This is a genomic window from Streptococcus sanguinis, assembly GCF_900475275.1.
Classification (GTDB): domain Bacteria; phylum Bacillota; class Bacilli; order Lactobacillales; family Streptococcaceae; genus Streptococcus; species Streptococcus sanguinis_N.
On record NZ_LS483364.1, the window covers coordinates 421,739 to 440,833 of the forward strand.

The following is a 19,095-nucleotide window of genomic DNA, read 5'->3' on the forward strand; positions in this document are numbered from 1 at the left end:
ATATAAGACATTAGGGGTTGGAATGCGAATTCCCAGCCCCTTGTTTTGCTTGATAGAGAATAAACTGGAAAGACAGGGAAGGAAAAAATATGCTCAGAGCAAAAGATATCACGCATGCTCATAAAGTGTTAAAAGATGTGGTTGTCAATACACCTCTTGACTACGACCATTATTTGTCAGAGAAGTACCAGGCTAAGATTTACCTAAAGAAAGAAAATATGCAGCGGGTGCGCTCTTTTAAACTTCGTGGGGCTTATTATGCCATTTCTCAACTTAACGAAGAAGAACGTCAGCGTGGAGTTGTCTGTGCTTCTGCGGGAAATCACGCCCAAGGAGTGGCCTATACTTGTAAGGAAATGAAAATTCCAGCAACTATTTTTATGCCCATCACGACTCCTCAGCAGAAGATTGGCCAAGTCCGCTTCTTTGGTGGTGAATTTGTGGATATCAAGCTGGTTGGAGATACCTTTGATGCTTCGGCCAAGGCTGCGCTTGACTATACTAAGGCTGAAAACCGCACCTTTATCGATCCTTTTGATAATGAAGATGTCCAAGCTGGTCAAGGAACAGTGGCTTATGAAATCTTAGACGAGGCCAAGAGAGAAGCTATCGATTTTCATGCAGTTTTAGTACCAGTTGGTGGCGGCGGACTGATATCAGGAGTCTCAACCTATATCAAAGAAAGTCAGCCAGCTATCGAAGTTGTTGGTGTGGAAGCCAACGGTGCCCGCAGTATGAAAGCAGCTTTTGAAGCTGGAGGTCCGGTCAAGCTTAAAGAAATCGACAAATTTGCTGACGGCATCGCAGTACAGAAGGTTGGTGAGTCAACCTATGAGGTTACACAAAAGAATGTTCAAAACCTTATCGGTGTAGATGAAGGGCTTATTTCAGAGACCATCATTGACCTATACTCCAAGCAAGGGATTGTCGCAGAGCCAGCTGGTGCGGCAAGTGTTGCTGCTTTGGAAGTTCTGAGCGAGTATATCAAGGGGAAGACTATCTGTTGCATTATCTCAGGTGGTAATAATGACATCAACCGTATGCCAGAGATGGAAGAACGGGCGCTTATTTATGATGGTATCAAGCATTATTTCGTGGTTAACTTCCCGCAGCGTCCGGGTGCCCTGAGAGAATTTGTGAATGATATTTTAGGACCCAATGACGATATCACTCGTTTTGAATATATCAAGCGGGCAAGCAAGGGAACGGGACCAGTTTTGATTGGTATTTCTCTGGCAGATAAGCATGATTATGCTTCTTTGATTAACCGTATTGAGCAGTTTGATCCGTCCTTTATCAATCTGAACGGGAATGAAACACTCTACAATATGCTTGTCTGATTGTAAAGATATTTTAGCCTAATTTGTATGCTTTCGTTTGAAACTGCAAATTAAATATGTTAGAATATACTATAGTGAATCAAGGAGGCTTGAACATGTTTTTTATTCCATTTTTCTTTATCATATTGATCATAATCTTAATATTCTTGCTGCTTAGTGCAGTCTATGTGGTTCGTCAGCAATCTGTGGCAATCATTGAGCGTTTTGGACGCTATCACAAAACCAGCAGCAGTGGTATCAATTTCCGTCTTCCTTTAGGGATTGACAAGATAGCAGCTCGCGTTCAGCTGCGTTTGCTGCAGAGCGAGATTGTCGTTGAGACCAAGACACAGGATAATGTTTTCGTAACTATGAATGTTGCGACCCAGTATCGTGTAAATGAGAACAACGTAATTGATGCTTATTACAAACTTATGCGGCCAGAAGCACAGATTAAGTCCTATATTGAAGATGCCCTTCGTTCCTCCGTTCCAAAACTGACCTTGGATGAGCTCTTTGAAAAGAAGGACGAAATTGCCCTAGAGGTCCAAAAACAGGTAGCTGAAGAAATGTCGACCTATGGCTATATCATTGTCAAAACCTTGATTACCAAGGTTGAGCCTGATGCTGAAGTTAAACAGTCTATGAACGAAATCAATGCGGCGCAGCGTAAGCGTGTGGCTGCTCAGGAATTGGCTGAAGCGGATAAGATTAAGATTGTGACAGCTGCCTCTGCAGAAGCTGAGAAAGACCGCCTGCATGGGGTTGGTATTGCCGAGCAGCGGAAGGCCATTGTGGATGGTTTGGCAGATTCGATCAAGGAATTGAAGGGCGCCAACATTGAGTTGACAGAAGAGCAGATTATGTCTATTCTTTTGACCAATCAGTACCTGGATACGCTGAATAATTTTGCAGATAGTTCGGGTAATAATACCATCTTCCTTCCAGCAAATCCAGAAGGTGTCGAAAGTATTCGGACTCAGATACTTTCAGCCCTCAAAGCTAAGTAAAGAAAATTCAGAATTATTTAATTTGTTCGAATTTGGTTTGTTTAAGTTGACAAACTGTATAAAAACAATTATAGTAGTTGATGTAGCTAGAATAGAGAGGAGTAAGAAATGGCTAAATCTAATTTCGAGAAAGTAGAATCTGTTGTTAGTTGGGTACGTGATAAGAAGATCACTGGTTACCGTATTAGTAAAGAAACAAATGCACGTGAAATGTCTATCATTGCTCTTGCTCAAGGACGTGCAAAAGTGAAAAATATCTCTTTTGAAACAGCTCTTGGCTTGATTGATTTCTACGACAAAAACCATGAAAAATTTGAAGACTAAACTTCAAAATTGTGCAACTGATATTGCTCATTAAATCAAAAAAGGAATCTGGACTTAGTTCCAGATTCCTTTTTTTGTTTTTGAAAATAGAAGTAATTTAGCTGAGGAAGCGTTGCAGGAATTCTTTAGTTCTTTCTTCTTTGGGATTGGTGAAGATATCCTGCGGGCTGCCAGCTTCAGCAATGACGCCCTTGTCCATAAAGATAACATGGCTGGAAACATCACGGGCAAATTCCATTTCGTGGGTCACGACAATCATTGTCAGCCCTTCCTGAGCTAGTTCTTTCATGATTTTCAGAACTTCACCGACCATTTCAGGGTCGAGGGCTGAAGTCGGCTCGTCAAAGAGGATGGCATCAGGATTCATGGAGAGGGCGCGGGCAATAGCGACCCGCTGCTTCTGACCTCCTGAGAGTTGCTTAGGCTTGGCCTGCCAGTATTGCTCGCCCATGCCAACTTTGTTGAGGTTTTCTTTGGCAATTTTCTCGGCTTCTGACCGTTCTTTTTTCAGAACTGTTGTCTGAGCGACGATAGTGTTTTCAAGGACATTAAGATTCTCGAAGAGATTGAAAGACTGAAAGACCATGCCCAGCTTTTCACGGTAATGGGTCAAGTCGTAATTCTCGTCCAGAACATTCTTGCCGCGATAGAAAATCTGTCCGCCAGTTGGCGTTTCCAGAAGGTTAATGGAGCGCAGGAAGGTTGACTTTCCGCTGCCGGAGCTGCCGATGATGGAAATCACTTCTCCTTTATGAACGGTGAGGGAGATGTCCTTGAGGACTTGGTTTTCACCGTAGGACTTCTTGAGGTTTTTAATTTCTAAAATGGTTTCTGTCATGATTTTACTTCTCCTGTCTGCATTTGATTGGCACCTGTCGTGTAGTTGTCTGTGTCGAAGCGTTTTTCAACATAGCGCAGGATGCGTGTCACGCTGAATGTCAGGACAAAGTAGATTACAGCGATGATGGTAAAGGTTTGGAAGTATTGGTAGGTCTGGGTAGCGATAGTATTTCCAGAGAAATAAAGCTCGACTACCGAGATAACGTTCAGCACAGATGTATCCTTGATATTGATGACAAATTCGTTACCGGTTGCGGGCAGAATATTGCGGACGACCTGAGGCAGAACAATCTTGCGCATGGTCTGACCATGAGTCATACCCAGTGCTGTTGCGGCTTCAAATTGCCCTTTATCAACAGCAAATATACCACCGCGGACAATCTCACTCATATAAGCTCCAGTATTGATGGAGACGATGAAAATGGCCGCGATAGTTCGGTCGATAGAGATTCCGAAAGCCTGGGCTGTTCCGTAGTAGATAACCATGGACTGAACAATCATTGGAGTTCCACGGAAAATCTCAATATAGATATTTAAGAACCAGCCGAAGATTTTTTGCAGTGATGCCAGGAGTTTATTCTTAGAAGCTGGTGCCGTCCGATAAACTCCAATCAGCAGTCCGATGATGAGGCCTGCAATGGTTCCTGTTATCGAAATAAGCAAGGTCAACCCAGCTCCGCGTAGGAATTGAGGCCAGTTTTCAGCCAGAATCTTAGCAACTTGACTGAAGAATGATTCATTCGTTGTTTCACTATCCGTATCAACAGGCTGTTTCTGAATCATCTCATCCATCAGCTTGACTTGGTCATTGGTAGTAATCTTAGCGATTGCTGCATTGGCTTGCTCGATACGATTGTCATCCTTGCGCATCCCAATGGCAATGGAAGCATCTTCTTCGCCGACTTCAAAGCCTTTCTCAAATTGAATCATTTTGAAGTTGGAGTTGGCAGTCTCGGCAGTCAAGGCTTCTGGCCGCTCAGAGATATAGCCATCAATAACACCGGATTCTAAGGCTTGACGCATCTGAGCAAAATCGCCCATAGCTGTTTCTTTTTTGGCACCAGGCAGTTGGTCAATGAGATTGTAGAGATAAACTCCTTGCTGGGAAGTGACTTTAGCGTCTTTGAAGTCTTCTAGAGTCTTAGCAGATGCATATTTTCCATCTTTACGAACTAGGAGAACTGGCTCGCTGGTGTAGTAACTGTTGGAAAAGGCGATTTCCTTTTTCCGCTCGGCAGTTGGGCTCATACCTGCAATAATCATGTCAATTTTGCCGGAAGTCAGAGCAGGAATCAAGCCATTCCAGGAAGTCTTGACAACCAGAGGTTCCTTACCCATCTCTTGAGCAATTTTTTTGGCAATCTGCACATCGTATCCGTTGGCATATTGGTTGGTGCCTTCGATTTTTACAGCACCGTTGGAATCGTCATCCTGAGTCCAGTTGAAGGGCGCGTAGGCTGCTTCCATACCGATTCTCAGGTAGTCATCGGCCTGAATAACATGGATCGTTCCTAAGGTGACCAGGAGGGCTGTAAATAAAGTGAGTAATAATTTCTTCATGGGTTTCTCCTGCTTATCTAATAATAGTTCTTCCTATTCTATCGAAAATTACCGTTCTTTTCAATCCTAGTAAGCCCTTACTTGATAAAAATGATATAATAGAACAAAATATCTGTAAAGAGAGGTTGAGTATGAAACGATATTTTTGTCTCCTATTAGTCTTATTTTCCTGTCTTTGTTTTGGTCAGGTTGTCTCGGCTGTTGACTATGATATTGAATCCTATCAAGGCGATCTGGCCTTGCGTGAGGACAATACAGCTACCTACACAGAGAAAGTAACCTACAAGTTTAATGACGACTATAACGGTCAAATTGTGTCGCTGGGCTCTGCTGGAAAGATGCCCAATGGCTTTGCCATTGATGGGAATCCGACGGTCTCGGTTCTGACGAATGGTGAGCCAGATATGGACATTAACCCCCAAGTCAAAGACTTGGGAGATGGCTATGAGGTCAAAATCTATAATTCAGGAAACGACGGTGACAGAGTTGTTGTTACTGTGACTTGGCAGCTGAGAAATCTCCTTTTTCTTCACAAGGATATTGCTGAGCTCAACTGGACTCCTATCAGCGACTGGGATCAGGGGATAGAAGAAGTCGTTTTGACAGTTTCTGGCTTGAGCAATCCAGATAAGAGCGAGCTTTTTGCTCATAGTGGCTACTTTGGAACCCAGCCTTTCGTGGATAAGGATGGCACCGACTATCTGGTCAAACTCAATGGAATTGGCTCGGGTGATAATGTCGAGCTCCACGGCTATTGGGATCGACAAGCAGTCTCTCTTGTGTCCCAGAATGAAGACGAGAGCGACTACTTGCCAACCTTTAAAGCTCAAGAAGAAAAAATTGCCCGCAAGACGGTCTTTTACCGGCAACTAGGAGAAATTTATATGCCCTTGCTGCTCCTATGTGCCATCCTTGCAGCGGCTATTCTTTATTTTGTCTTTGCCCAGAAGATCAAGCCTAAGCAGTCTTATCCCAAGAATGCCCGTCTATATGAGGCTCCTCAGGACTTGTCTCCTCTTGTCTTGGCGGAAAATATTTACGCGGTGGACATGGAGGATGTCGATCCGACTAGGGGCGGCAAGGCAGTGCTGAACTTTGAAAACATGGTTCAGGCGACTTTGTTAGACTTGCTGGATAGGGGCAATCTCCTCCTGCAGGGAGATGCTGAAAATCCTGTTCTGCAAATAGCGACCTATGATGGACTGGCGGACTTTGAAAGACGTTTTCTGGGCATGGCTTTCAACAAACAATCCCAAGCCAGTGTGAAAGATCTCTTTTCAGCCTATCAAATTTCAGAAGATATTTATAAGCACAAGTCTTCTGCGGATGAGTCCTATATTCGTAACATTGGTAGTAATATCAAGTCCTTATTTACTAACAGTTTGCGCTCCTTATCTAAAGAAGTGCGCTCTGAAGGCAAGCGTTTGGGTCTCTTTAGTCACTACCGGCCTCTTAAAGTTCAGGAAAAGAGATTACTAATTACTGCCATTATTCTAGCTAGTGCTGTTTTGCTGTTTTCTCTTGGATTTTTATTTGTCTACTTGGGCGCTTTTGGAGGCTTTATCTGGATATATATTCCCTTAGCACTGATGGGGCTTGTTTTGATTTGCATTTTTGCTAGTAAGGCGCAGCTTTATTGGCGAGATGGCGTCCTGAATGATGAAGGCGCGCATGATTACTATCTGTGGCGAAGTTTTTCCAATATGCTGCGAGATATTGCTCATCTGGACAATACAGAAATTGAAGGTATTATCCTTTGGAACCGTCTCTTGGTCTATGCGACCCTCTTTGGCTATGCAGATCGTGTCAGCCGTGTCATGGCTCTGCGTCAGATTCGCTTGCAAAATCCATCTATGGACAGCTATGTTCAGGCTAACTTGCACTATGCCTTCTATAGCAGTATGCACAGTTTCTCAAACTACGGCCATGTAGCCACCACAGCCAGCAATTTCTCCGTCTCATCTGGCGGAAGTTCAGGTGGTGGGTTCTCCGGTGGCGGAGGTGGCGGAGGCGGTGGAGCTTTCTAATAGACAAGCCCTCGCCTATCCAGAAAAGTCTTATTACTGGCTTTTCCTAGCATTGAAATTGTGATATAATAAGACCTAATACTCTTTGGGAATTTAAATGTGACTTTCCTTGAGTAAACCCTTGTTTCAGGAGTATTCTATGTTTATCATTGAAATTTTTATCTCTATTATTTACGGAATCATCGAAGGAATCACAGAATGGCTGCCGATTTCCAGTACAGGGCATCTGATTTTGATTCAAGATTTTATCCAGTATAAAAATCAAAGTCCAGCCTTTATGGAAATGTTTAATGTCGTTATCCAGCTGGGAGCTATTTTGGCGGTTGTTGTCATCTATTTTGATAAGCTCAACCCTTTTAAACCAGGCAAGTCAGCACGTCAGGTTCAAAAGACTTGGCAACTTTGGGCTAAGGTCGTCGTGGCAGCCTTGCCGGCTGCTGTTATCGGCTTATTCTTGGATGATTGGTTTGAAGCGCATTTTTACAATCTGGTCTCTGTATCAGTGATGCTGATTGTCTATGGGGCGGCCTTTATCTATCTGGAAAGGCGCGAGCATGAGGAGCCTGCTGTGACAGATTTAGCTTCTCTTCCTTACAAAACTGCCTTGCAAATTGGTCTCTTTCAGATTCTAGCTCTCTTCCCTGGAACTAGCCGTTCTGGTGCCACCATTGTCGGTGGTCTCCTGAATGGTGTCAGTCGTTCTGTCGTGACAGAGTTCACTTTCTATTTGGGGATTCCTATTATGTTTGGCGCTAGTGGCTGGAAAATTCTCAAGTTCATCAAGAATGGGAACAGTCTGGGATTTGGGCAAATTTTCTTGCTCTTAGTTGCCATGGGGGTGGCCTTCGGTGTCAGTCTAGTTGTGATTCGTTTCCTGACAGACTACGTCAAAAAGCATGACTTTACAATTTTTGGGAAATATCGGATTGGCCTAGGCGGCGTGCTTCTGGTTTATGCAGCCATCAAAGCTTTGATGGGATAAAAGGGGGAGATTTTAATGTTTCCCTGACTCTCTCATGTAGTGAAATAATAAGCTCTCGGAATTTTCTGAGAGCTTTTTTGGGTAATTGCCATTTTCAGACCAATACTAGCTATTTTTTGAAATACGGGGGATTTTTTAGTATAATAGTAGGACTAGAAGTGTATGAGGTAGAGATATGGAAATGAAACAGATTAGTGATTCGACCATAAAAATCACGATTCAGCTGGAAGATTTGGAAGAACGTGGCATGGAAATGGCTGATTTCTTGGTCCCCCAAGAAAAGACAGAAGAGTTTTTCTATACCATCTTAGATGAGTTGGAAATGCCGGATAATTTTTTGGACAGCGGTATGCTGAGTTTCCGTGTGACGCCTAAGCCAGACAAGGTAGATGTTTTTGTTACCAAGTCTAAATTAGATAAGAATCTGAGTTTTGAGGATTTGGCAGATCTGCCAGACATGGATGAGCTGTCTCATATGTCTCCAGATGAATTCCTCAAGACATTGGAAAAGAGCATTTTTGAAAAGAGTAAGGAAGACATAGAAGCAGTCCAATCTTTGGAAACAGCCGAAGCAGAGGAAGGGGCGCAATTTTCTCAGCAGGCGGCCGATGAGCAGTTGACAGAAAATGCAGAGCGTTACATTTACTATATCCTGCGTTTTGAAGATATTAAGGCTGCTGCGGCCTTTGCCCAGACGGTGGACTATAAGATTGACTTATCAGAGCTTTATAAGCATGATTCTGCTTATTATTTGACGATTTTAGTAGATGTTGAGGGTTTTCCAGAGCGCTATCCAGCTTGGCTCTTGGCCAAGATGCGTGAGTTTGCAGATGATTCAGATATCACTCGGGCGGTGCTTCAGGAGCACGGTCATCTGCTTTTGGTGACAGATGCGGTCTCCGGCCTGCAGAAGGTTGAATGCCTATGATTACTTTTCCGTTAAAGTTTATCTTGGTATTGCTGGGAACTTTTTTTATCGGGGTGATTCTGACGCCCTTGGTTCGGCTCTTAGCCTTTAAGATTGGTGCGGTAGATTATCCCAATGCTCGCCGCATCAATAAAAAGCCCATGCCTAGCAGTGGCGGGCTGGCGATTGTAGCGGCCTTTTCTATCTCTACTCTGCTCTTGATGCCACAGATTGTTGCTGTAGATTTTTTTGGACAGACCTATTTTGATTATGTTTGGCCGGTCGTGATTGGTGGTTTGATTATTGCCTTTACAGGGCTGGTCGATGATATCAAAGAGCTGTCGCCTATGCTGAAAATGGGGGGAATTGTTCTAGCGGCCAGCCTAATCTGGTGGCTGACGGATTTCCGATTGGATGATTTTAAGCTTCCTTTTGGCGGACCTTTCCTGCATTTTGAGCCTTGGCTGTCCTATATTTTGACAGTGGTGTGGATTATTTCTATCACCAATGCGGTTAATTTGATTGACGGTCTGGATGGTCTGGTGAGTGGGGTGTCCATCATCTCCTTGGTAACGATGGGGATTGTTTCTTACTTCTTTTTGCCCCAGCACAATCTCTTTTTGACCCTGACAATTTTCGTCTTGGTCTTGTCAATTGCGGGTTTTTTCCCTTACAATTACCACCCGGCTATCATCTATCTTGGTGATACGGGGGCTCTCTTCATCGGCTTTATGATTGCCGTCTTGTCCTTGCAAGGGCTAAAAAATGCGACGGCTGTTGCGGTGGTGACGCCTATGATTATCTTAGGAGTGCCGATTACGGATACTTTTCTGGCGATTATCCGCCGTACTCTATCTGGTCAGAAATTCTACACGCCTGACAAGCATCATCTTCATCACAGACTCTTATCCTTGGGATTGACCCACCGCGGGACAGTGCTGGTTATCTACGGGATTTCGCTGGTCTTTGCCATGATTTCTCTCTTGTTGAATGTTTCCAGTCGAATTGGTGGCGTGCTCTTGATGATAGGCTTACTTCTGGGTGTTGAGCTCTTTGCTGAGCTGGTCGGAGTTTTGGGGCCTAATCGTACTCCTTTGCTCAATATTCTCCGCTTTATTGGCAACTCCTACTACCGTGAGGAAGTTCGGCGGAAATGGCGTCAAAAGAGGAATAAATAAGAATAGCTCTAAACAAAATAAAAGCCTTTTGGGCTTTTTTTTGGTATACTAAAGTATGTAAATCAGCTAAGCAAAGAAAGGAAAAAGAAATGTCTGTCTTAGAAATAAAAGATCTTCATGTTGAAATTGAAGGGAAAAAAATTCTCAAAGGGGTGAATCTCACTCTGAAAACAGGAGAGGTTGCAGCAATTATGGGCCCGAATGGAACAGGGAAATCAACCTTGTCTGCAGCCATCATGGGCAATCCTAACTACGAAGTGACTCAAGGAGAGGTGCTTTTTGATGGAGTCAATATCTTGGAGTTGGAAGTGGATGAGCGTGCTCGCATGGGACTCTTCCTGGCTATGCAGTACCCTAGTGAAATTCCTGGTATTACTAATGCAGAGTTTCTACGTGCAGCTATGAATGCTGGCAAGGAAGACGAGGAAAAAATCTCTGTCCGCGACTTTATCATGAAGCTGGATGAAAAGATGGAACTGCTCAACATGAAAGAAGAAATGGCTGAGCGCTACCTTAATGAAGGTTTCTCTGGGGGGGAAAAGAAGCGCAATGAAATCTTGCAGTTGCTCATGCTAGAGCCGACTTTTGCACTTTTAGATGAGATTGACTCTGGTCTCGATATTGATGCTCTTAAAGTTGTATCTAAAGGGGTTAATGCTATGCGAGGTGAAGGTTTTGGTGCTATGATTATCACTCACTATCAACGCCTGCTCAACTATATCACTCCAGATGTAGTTCATGTCATGATGGATGGTAAAGTCGTTCTTTCTGGCGGTCCTGAATTGGCAGTCCGCTTGGAGAAAGAAGGCTATGCTAAATTGGCTGAAGAGTTGGGCTTCACCTATACCGAAGAAGCCTAGTCAAACATTCTTTTGACTTTGATAAAAGATAGGAGAATGACATGACTAAAGAATTGATTCAAGAATTTTCACAGCTACATGCAGAGCCAGATTGGCTCTTTCAACTGCGCCAGCAGGCCTTTGATAAGATTGACCAGTTAGAATTGCCGCGTATTGAGCGGGTTAAATTTCACCGTTGGAATCTGGGTGACGGCCGTATTTCAGAGAGTGAGCCGCTGACAAGTGTTCCAGACTTTACAGCCCTAGATGACAATCTCAAGCTTGTCCAAGTGGGAACTCATATTGTTTTGGAGCAATTGCCAGCTGACTTGGCAGCACAAGGTGTGGTTTTCACTGATTTCCACACTGCCTTAGAAGAGATTCCAGAGCTGGTAGAGAAGCATTTTATGTCTGCGGTCAAGTACGACGAGGACAAATTGGCAGCTTACCACACTGCCTATTTCAACAGCGGTGCCGTTCTTTATGTGCCGGACAATGTTGAGATTGACCAGCCAATTGAAGGAATTTTTTATCAGGACAGCGAAAGCGATGTTCCTTTTAACAAGCATATTTTGATTATCGCAGGCAAGCATTCCAAGGTTAACTACTTGGAACGCTTGGAAACTTACGGCGAGGGCTCTGTCCCAGTAACAGCCAATATCACTGTCGAAGTTATTGCTCAGGCTGGAGCTCAGATTAAGTTTTCAGCTATTGATCGCTTGGGCGAAAATGTAACAGCTTATATCAGCCGTAGAGGTAAGCTGGACAATGATGCCATGATTGACTGGGCTATCGGCGTTATGAACGAAGGCAATGTTGTGGCTGACTTTGATAGCGACCTTTATGGCAAGGGCAGCCATGCGGATATGAAAGTAGTGGCTCTCTCAAGTGGCAAGCAGGTTCAGGGGATTGATACCCGAGTAACTAACTATGGCTGCAACTCTATCGGAAATATCCTGCAGCACGGGGTTATCCTAGAAAAAGGAACCCTGACCTTCAATGGTATCGGCCATATTATCAAAGGTGCCAAGGGAGCAGATGCCCAGCAGGAAAGCCGAGTTCTCATGCTGTCTGACCAGGCTCGTTCAGATGCTAATCCAATCCTCTTGATTGATGAAAACGATGTGACAGCTGGTCACGCGGCTTCTATCGGCCAGGTGGATCCAGAGGATATGTACTACCTCATGAGTCGGGGTCTTGATAAGGCGACGGCTGAACGCTTGGTCGTGCGCGGCTTCTTGGGCTCAGTGATAGTAGAAATCCCTGTTAAGGAAGTCCGTGATGAAATGATTGAAAATATCGATATTATTCTCGCAAAAAGATAAAAAGCTGGGCCTTGTCCCGTAAAAGTAGATAGGAGTCTTCATGTCTGGATTTAACGCAGAAGCAATCAAGCAAGATTTTCCCATTTTGGACCAAATTGTCAATGATGAGCCTTTGGTTTATTTGGACAATGCGGCGACAACCCAGAAACCCAAGCAGGTGCTGGCAGCTATTGAAAACTACTATCTTAGAGACAATGCCAATGTGCACCGCGGTGTGCATACGCTAGCCGAGCGTGCGACAGCGGCCTATGAAGCAGCCAGGGAAAGAGTTCATTCTTTTATCAATGCAGCTTCAAGCAGAGAAGTCCTCTTTACACGAGGAACTACGACGGGCCTTAACTGGGCGGCTCAATTTGCGGCTGAAAGGCTGCAGCCTGGTGATGAAGTGATGATTTCGATTATGGAGCACCATTCCAATGTCATTCCTTGGCAGGAAGTTTGTAGGAAGACTGGAGCCAAGTTGGTCTATGTCTATCTCAAAGATGGTGCTCTGGATATGGAGGATTTTCGTGCTAAGCTCAATGAGCGGACAAAGTTTGTCTCTCTAGCTCATGCTTCTAATGTCCTTGGGGTCATCAATCCCATCAAGGAGATTGCCCAGCTGGTTCATCAGCGAGGAGCGCTTTTGGTGGTGGACGGTGCTCAATCCATTCCGCATATGAAGATTGATGTGCAGGATTTGGATGTGGACTTCTTTGCCTTTTCGGGACATAAGATGGCCGGACCTACCGGTATCGGCGTTCTCTATGGTAAGGAAGAATTGCTAGAGCAGATGTCGCCAGTTGAGTTCGGCGGCGAAATGATTGATTTTGTCTATGAGCAGGAAGCGACCTGGAAGGAATTGCCTTGGAAGTTTGAGGCTGGCACTCCGAATATGGCAGGAGCAATCGGTCTTGCGGCAGCCATTGATTATTTGGAAGACTTGGGTATGGATGCCATTGCCCAGCATGAGCAGGACCTGATTGCCTACGTATTTCCTAAGCTTCAGGCAGTGGAAGGCTTGACCATTTATGGCTCTCAGGATTTGGCCCAGCGTTCGGGCGTGATTGCCTTTAACTTGGATGGTCTCCATCCGCATGATGTCGCGACGGCTCTAGACTACGAAGGAGTAGCTGTTCGGGCGGGTCACCATTGTGCCCAGCCTTTGCTTACCTATCTACAGGTGCCAGCGACTGTTCGGGCTAGCTTTTATATCTACAATACCTATGCAGATTGTGACAAGCTGGTAGATGCTTTAGAAAAGACAAAGGAGTTTTTCAATGGCGCTTTCTAAGTTAGACAGTCTTTACAAGGCAGTTGTGACTGATCACTCGGCTCACCCCCATCATCATGGGAAGCTGGAAGATGTGGAGCAAGTAGTCCTCAATAATCCAACCTGTGGCGATGTTATCAGCTTGTCAGTGAAGTTTAATGCTAAAAATCAGATAGAGGATATTGCTTTTGTGAATTCCGGCTGTACCATTTCAACGGCTTCGGCCAGTATGATGACGGATGCGGTTCTGGGCAAGACAAAAGAGCAGGCGCTGGAATTAGCAGAAGTTTTCTCGCAGATGGTTCAGGGTCAAGAAGACAGTCGCCAGAAAGAATTGGGAGATGGAGCCTTTTTAGCAGGCGTTGCCAAATTCCCGCAGCGAATTAAGTGTGCGACCTTGGGTTGGAATGCCCTCAAGCGAGCAATTGAAGAAGATAAAAAGTAAGAATGTGAAAGGAAATTATGTCAGAAGAAAGAGTAGAACCAAAACCGATTGATCTCGGTGAATACAAGTTTGGTTTCCATGACGATGTTGAACCTGTTCTCTCGACAGGGAAAGGGCTGAATGAAGCGGTCATTCGTGAGCTTTCTGCAGCCAAGGATGAACCAGAGTGGATGCTGGATTTCCGCCTCAAATCCTACGAGGCTTTCAAGAAGATGCCGATGCAGACTTGGGGGCCGGATTTGTCAGAAATTAATTTTGATGACTTGATTTATTACCAAAAGGCTTCTGATAAGCCTGCTAGAAGCTGGGATGAAGTGCCTGAGAAGATTAAGGAAACCTTTGAGAAGATTGGGATCCCAGAAGCAGAGAGAGCTTATCTCGCTGGTGCGGCGGCCCAGTATGAATCAGAAGTGGTCTACCACAATATGAAGGAAGAGTTCCAAAAGCTAGGAATCGTTTTCACGGATACCGACTCAGCTCTAAAGGAATATCCAGAGCTCTTCAAGCAGTATTTTGCTAAGCTGGTTCCTCCGACAGATAACAAGCTAGCAGCTCTCAACTCCGCCGTCTGGTCAGGTGGTACCTTCATATATGTTCCAAAAGGTGTCAAGGTAGATGTTCCTTTGCAGACTTATTTCCGGATTAACAATGAAAATTCGGGTCAGTTTGAGCGGACTTTGATTATCGTTGATGAGGGTGCTAGCGTCCATTATGTAGAAGGATGTACTGCTCCGACTTATTCCAGCAATAGCTTGCATGCTGCGATTGTTGAAATTTTTGCCCTCGATGGGGCCTATATGCGCTACACCACTATTCAAAACTGGTCCGATAATGTATACAACCTCGTGACCAAGCGGGCGCGGGCTATGAAAGATGCGACAGTTGAGTGGATTGACGGGAACCTCGGTGCGAAAACGACTATGAAATATCCGTCTGTCTATCTGGATGGACCTGGAGCGCGTGGAACTATGCTTTCCATTGCCTTTGCCAATACCAATCAGCACCAAGATACAGGGGCTAAGATGATTCACAATGCTCCGCATACCAGCTCATCTATCGTGTCTAAGTCTATTGCTAAGGGCGGAGGTAAAGTGGATTACCGCGGTCAAGTGACCTTTGGAAAGAATTCACAGAAATCTGTCAGCCATATTGAGTGTGATACGATTATCATGGATGATATTTCGGCATCAGATACCATTCCCTTTAATGAAATTCATAACTCTCAGGTGGCTCTGGAGCATGAGGCCAAGGTTTCTAAGATTTCCGAAGAGCAGCTCTACTATCTCATGAGCCGTGGCTTGTCCGAATCCGAAGCAACCGAAATGATTGTCATGGGCTTTGTCGAACCTTTCACCAAAGAACTGCCTATGGAGTATGCTGTTGAGCTTAACCGCTTGATTAGCTATGAAATGGAAGGATCAGTTGGATAAAGCTTTGTCTAGGCGAAACTTTAAATCACTGCTTAAAGAACCGCATTGCGAGTTAATATTCAAAGAAGTTTACTAGTTCTAGTCCAACATTTACAAAACATACAAAACAACCGCGAATCATTTGATTCGCGGCTTTTTTTATAATTTCTCGTTGACATAGCGGACGAAGTCATTCCACCAGACCTTGAAGAAGATACTTTTTTCCACCTCTTGGCCGGCTACCATTGTGACAGAAGGTGCTTTGTTTTCCAGATAGCCTTGGCCGATTGGCTCAGGGTCATTATAGGTCAAGGTTCCGAGCTCAGTATTTTTTTTCAGTGGAGCTTGGAAGCCTTTTTCGTTGGTGGAGAATTCTACTTTGTGTTCCGCCTGATTGGCGATGCGTTCAATGATGGTAAAATCCTTGCTGGCAACGGCTGGCACGGTCTTTTGTTTGCCGTCAATAACGGTTGAATGGCTTTTATTGTAGGCTTCACCCTCGGCCACAATGGTCGTCTGGGTGAAGTTTTGCGAAACATAGTTCATCAAAGACGCTGTGGCTACAAAGCGTGCGTAAGGGTCTCCGTCAGTTTGCTCAACGTCTAGCACAACTGTAATCATGCGGATGCCATTCTCAGTAGTCGTTGCAACAAAGGAAGAGCCTCCCTTCTCCGAACTGCCGGCTTTGAGTCCGTCCACACCTGAGCGGAAGTTGGACTGGTTTTCCAGCATGAAGTTATAATTTTCCAGACTCGTCCCCGCAATTTTGGCTGTGGACTTGGAAGTGATCTCTGTCACTTGAGGGAAATCCATAATCAGATGCCGGCTGATAACAGCCAAGTCGTAGGCGCTGAATTTGTTTTCAGTGTCCTTGCTTTTTTTAGCTGTGCTAGCTGAGGCAGTATAGTCTGTTTCTTCAGTTGCGTATTCCAGAAGAAGAGTATTCAGCCCTGTGGAGTTCACAATAGTAGCATCTTTGATACCCCATTCTTTAAGCTTAGCCTTCATCATTTGGACGAAATTTTCTTCGCTGCCCCCAACCTTCTCAGCCAAAGCAATCGTGGCACTGTTGGAGCTGGACATCAAGGAAGCGGCAATCAAGTCTTTGACTTTGTAACGTTTGGCTTCCAAAGGGACATTGCTGATATTTGGATTAGATGTCAGACTGTAAGCGTAGTCTGAAATATCAACATAAGTATCGGCAGTCAAGTCTCCTCTGTCAATGGCTTCATAGACCAGATAGACGGTCAAAAGATTGGTGATGGAGCCGACTTCGATTGGAGTATTAGCATCTTTTTCGTAGAGAATCTTTCCAGAAGTAGCATCCACAGCCATTGCACTTTTAGCGGCAATGTTGAAATCATCTGCTGCCACCTTGTTGGCGGTCATTCCGACCAAAACTAGTAAACATAGGAATAATCGTTTCATTTCTTTCCCCTAAAACAAGATATAACCATTGTATCATAAAATTCTCTTTTCTTTTATAAATCAAGGATAATAAAAGGTTACAAAATAAATGTAGAGAAAAGTAGGGTAATCCCCTTAAAGAGATTTTTTATAAAAGCATCTTTCGGAAAAACTCACAAAATAGAAAAATATTTGAAATAATACAGATATACAAGCTGAAAAATAGAAAATTATTATTTTTCTACATAAAACATTTGTTTTTATAAAAAAATATTGTATAATAATACAATATAAATTGAGAAGGAGAATGCTCATGAAAAAATCTAAATGGTTGGCCATTACTGGACTGACAGTCGTGTCAACACTAATCTTAGCTGCTTGTGGAAGCTCTAGTGCCAGTAATACCTATTCTTATGTCTATTTGAGTGATCCTGATACTTTGGACTATGTCAATTCAAATCGAGCTACTACGTCCGATGTTATTACAAACTTGGTGGACGGCCTTTTAGAAAATGATAAATACGGCAATTTGGTTCCATCTATTGCGGAAGACTGGACTGTTTCAAAGGATGGTTTGACCTATACCTATAAGCTTCGTAAAGATGCTAAGTGGTACACATCAGATGGTGAAGAATATGCAGAGGTTAAAGCACAAGACTTTGTAGCAGGTTTGAAGCACGCGGCAGATGAAAATTCTGAAGCTCTTCCTATCGTCCAAAGCTCTATCAAAGGCTTGGATGCCTATGTCAAAGGAGAGTCTAAAGACTTCTCAACAGTTGGAGTAAAAGCAGTTGATGACCACACGGTCGAATACACGCTCAACCAGCCAGAAAGCTACTGGAACTCTAAGACGACCATGGGGATTCTGTTCCCCATCAATGAGGATTTCTTGAAGTCACAAGGCAAAGATTTTGGTACCGTAAAACCTTCTTCCATTCTTTATAACGGACCTTATGTTCTGAAAGCATTCACTTCTAAGTCTGTCATTGAATATGCTAAAAACCAGAACTATTGGGATAAGGACAATGTCAAGGTTGAAAATATAAAACTGACTTATTTTGATGGTTCGGATCAGGAATCCTTGATCCGCAACTTCTCAGACGGGGCTTATTCTCAAGCACGGCTTTACCCTACGAGCTCTAACTATGCTTCTGTAGAAAAGCAGTACAAAGACAATATTATTTACACACCACAGAATTCAACTAGTTTCTATTTTGCTTTCAATCTGAATCGTAAGACTTATAATCATTCGTCTAAGACATCAGATGCTCAAAAGGCATCAACTACAGCTGCTATTCAAAATAAAGACTTCCGTCAGGCGATTAACTTTGCCTTTGACCGGACATCTTTTGGAGCTCAGATGAATGGTAAAGATGGAGCGACTAAACTCATCCGTAGCTTGCTTGTTCCTCCTAGCTTTGTGCAGGTGGACGGTAAGGACTTCTCTGATGTAGTAGAGAGCCAACTTTCATCTTATGGAGATGAGTGGAATGGCATTAAGCTGGCGGATGCTCAGGATAGTATCTACAATGCTGATAAAGCCAAGGCGGAATTTGCCAAGGCAAAAGAAACCTTGCAAGCTGAAGGTGTAGAATTCCCAATCCATATTGACGTCCCTGTCGATCAGTCTGACAAGGTTTTGGTACAACGGACGAACTCCTTCAAACAGTCTGTCGAATCAGCGCTTGGCCAAGAAAATGTCGTTATTGATGTTCAGCAAATGTCAACAGATGACTTTGATAATTCTGCCTACTTTGCAGAAACAGCAGCTCAGAAAGACTACGATCTCAACATGTCTGGCTGGTCAGCAGACTACCAAGATCCATCAACTTATCTGAATATCTTTAACCCTGAAACAGGTGATGCTGCAGATAATATTGGTATAGAAAAAGGGAAAAATGCTGATGTGGCAAATAAGGTTGGCTTGAATGAATACAAGGCTTTGCTGGATGAAGCTGATCAAGAAAAACAAGATACAGATGCTCGTTACACCAAGTACGCAGCAGCTCAGGCTTGGTTGACGGATAGCTCCATTGTTATTCCTAGTGTTTCTGGTGGTGGTTCACCAGTCGTTCAGAAGGTTGTGCCATTTACCAAGTCTTACTCTTATGTCGGAATTAAAGGAGATGCCTATGTCTTTAAGAACATGGAGCTCCAAAATGATATTGTTACAGCTAAAGACTATGAAGCGGCTCTTAAGAAATGGGAAAAAGAAAAGGAAGCATCCAATAAAAAAGCCCAAGAAGACTTAGAAAAACACATTAAATAAGG

Annotated in this window: 16 protein-coding genes; 13 read left to right on the forward strand and 3 right to left on the reverse strand. The window is 43.9% G+C overall.

The genetic code is table 11. The features are described from left to right. Positions 1–89 precede the first annotated feature (89 nt). The 3 genes from ilvA (at position 90) to DQM55_RS02205 (ending at position 2,653) form a co-directional block, all read left to right on the forward strand. Positions 90–1,340, forward strand: coding sequence for a threonine ammonia-lyase IlvA (gene ilvA, locus DQM55_RS02195; RefSeq protein WP_048774108.1), 1,251 nt, complete (start codon positions 90–92; stop codon positions 1,338–1,340). A 56-nt stretch (positions 1,341–1,396) separates the two neighbouring features. After that, positions 1,397–2,329 carry an SPFH domain-containing protein gene (locus DQM55_RS02200; protein ID WP_075202729.1) on the forward strand — a complete coding sequence of 311 codons (933 nt, stop codon included), beginning with the start codon at positions 1,397–1,399 and terminating at the stop codon, positions 2,327–2,329. Between the two features lie 108 nt (positions 2,330–2,437). After that, positions 2,438–2,653: a capsule biosynthesis transcriptional regulator gene (locus DQM55_RS02205; RefSeq protein WP_002893653.1), complete on the forward strand. Its 216-nt coding sequence runs from the start codon at positions 2,438–2,440 to the stop codon at positions 2,651–2,653. A 97-nt stretch (positions 2,654–2,750) separates the two neighbouring features. On the opposite strand, the gene DQM55_RS02210 is transcribed toward DQM55_RS02205, so the two are convergent. Both DQM55_RS02210 and DQM55_RS02215 read right to left on the reverse strand, forming a co-directional pair. Next, positions 2,751–3,491, reverse strand: a complete 741-nt coding sequence (locus DQM55_RS02210; protein ID WP_023917192.1) for an amino acid ABC transporter ATP-binding protein — start codon at positions 3,489–3,491, stop codon at positions 2,751–2,753. Further along, complete coding sequence (locus DQM55_RS02215; RefSeq protein WP_023917191.1) at positions 3,488–5,053, reverse strand: ABC transporter substrate-binding protein/permease; 1,566 nt, start codon at positions 5,051–5,053, stop codon at positions 3,488–3,490. The genes DQM55_RS02210 and DQM55_RS02215 overlap by 4 nt, the downstream gene beginning before the upstream one ends. 131 nt (positions 5,054–5,184) lie before the next feature. On the opposite strand from DQM55_RS02215, the gene DQM55_RS02220 reads away from it, so the two are divergent. The 9 genes from DQM55_RS02220 (at position 5,185) to sufB (ending at position 15,438) form a co-directional block, all read left to right on the forward strand. Next, positions 5,185–7,080 (forward strand): DUF2207 domain-containing protein, encoded by a 1,896-nt coding sequence (locus DQM55_RS02220; RefSeq protein WP_023917189.1) that lies wholly within the window; start codon positions 5,185–5,187, stop codon positions 7,078–7,080. Positions 7,081–7,219: 139 nt separating this feature from the next. After that, positions 7,220–8,062, forward strand: coding sequence for an undecaprenyl-diphosphate phosphatase (locus DQM55_RS02225; protein WP_048774115.1), 843 nt, complete (start codon positions 7,220–7,222; stop codon positions 8,060–8,062). 175 nt (positions 8,063–8,237) lie between these two features. After that, positions 8,238–8,990 carry an adaptor protein MecA gene (mecA, locus tag DQM55_RS02230; RefSeq protein WP_048774117.1) on the forward strand — a complete coding sequence of 251 codons (753 nt, stop codon included), beginning with the start codon at positions 8,238–8,240 and terminating at the stop codon, positions 8,988–8,990. Next, entirely contained in the window at positions 8,981–10,147 is a 1,167-nt protein-coding gene (locus DQM55_RS02235; protein WP_060976600.1) for a glycosyltransferase family 4 protein, read from the forward strand. The genes mecA and DQM55_RS02235 overlap by 10 nt, the downstream gene beginning before the upstream one ends. An 89-nt stretch (positions 10,148–10,236) precedes the next feature. Then, positions 10,237–11,007 (forward strand): Fe-S cluster assembly ATPase SufC, encoded by a 771-nt coding sequence (sufC, locus tag DQM55_RS02240; RefSeq protein WP_002893635.1) that lies wholly within the window; start codon positions 10,237–10,239, stop codon positions 11,005–11,007. 41 nt (positions 11,008–11,048) lie between these two features. Next, positions 11,049–12,311 carry a Fe-S cluster assembly protein SufD gene (gene sufD, locus DQM55_RS02245; RefSeq protein WP_060976601.1) on the forward strand — a complete coding sequence of 421 codons (1,263 nt, stop codon included), beginning with the start codon at positions 11,049–11,051 and terminating at the stop codon, positions 12,309–12,311. Between the two features lie 40 nt (positions 12,312–12,351). Beyond that, the gene (locus DQM55_RS02250) at positions 12,352–13,584 is read left to right on the forward strand and encodes a cysteine desulfurase (RefSeq protein ID WP_111675344.1); all 1,233 of its coding nucleotides are present in this window, start codon (positions 12,352–12,354) and stop codon (positions 13,582–13,584) included. Further along, positions 13,571–14,008 (forward strand): Fe-S cluster assembly sulfur transfer protein SufU, encoded by a 438-nt coding sequence (sufU, locus tag DQM55_RS02255; protein WP_061592734.1) that lies wholly within the window; start codon positions 13,571–13,573, stop codon positions 14,006–14,008. The genes DQM55_RS02250 and sufU overlap by 14 nt, the downstream gene beginning before the upstream one ends. A gap of 17 nt (positions 14,009–14,025) precedes the next feature. Further along, the gene (sufB, locus tag DQM55_RS02260; protein ID WP_002893631.1) at positions 14,026–15,438 is read left to right on the forward strand and encodes a Fe-S cluster assembly protein SufB; all 1,413 of its coding nucleotides are present in this window, start codon (positions 14,026–14,028) and stop codon (positions 15,436–15,438) included. A 138-nt stretch (positions 15,439–15,576) separates the two neighbouring features. Here the strand turns inward: sufB and pbp3 are convergent, their stop codons facing one another. Next, positions 15,577–16,845 (reverse strand): D-alanyl-D-alanine carboxypeptidase PBP3, encoded by a 1,269-nt coding sequence (gene pbp3, locus DQM55_RS02265; RefSeq protein WP_111675345.1) that lies wholly within the window; start codon positions 16,843–16,845, stop codon positions 15,577–15,579. Positions 16,846–17,137: 292 nt separating this feature from the next. Here pbp3 and DQM55_RS02270 point away from each other — a divergent pair, with 292 nt between their 5' ends. After that, a complete protein-coding gene (locus DQM55_RS02270) occupies positions 17,138–19,093 on the forward strand; it encodes a peptide ABC transporter substrate-binding protein (protein ID WP_032912388.1) in 1,956 nt (651 codons plus the stop codon). Positions 19,094–19,095: the final 2 nt, after the last annotated feature.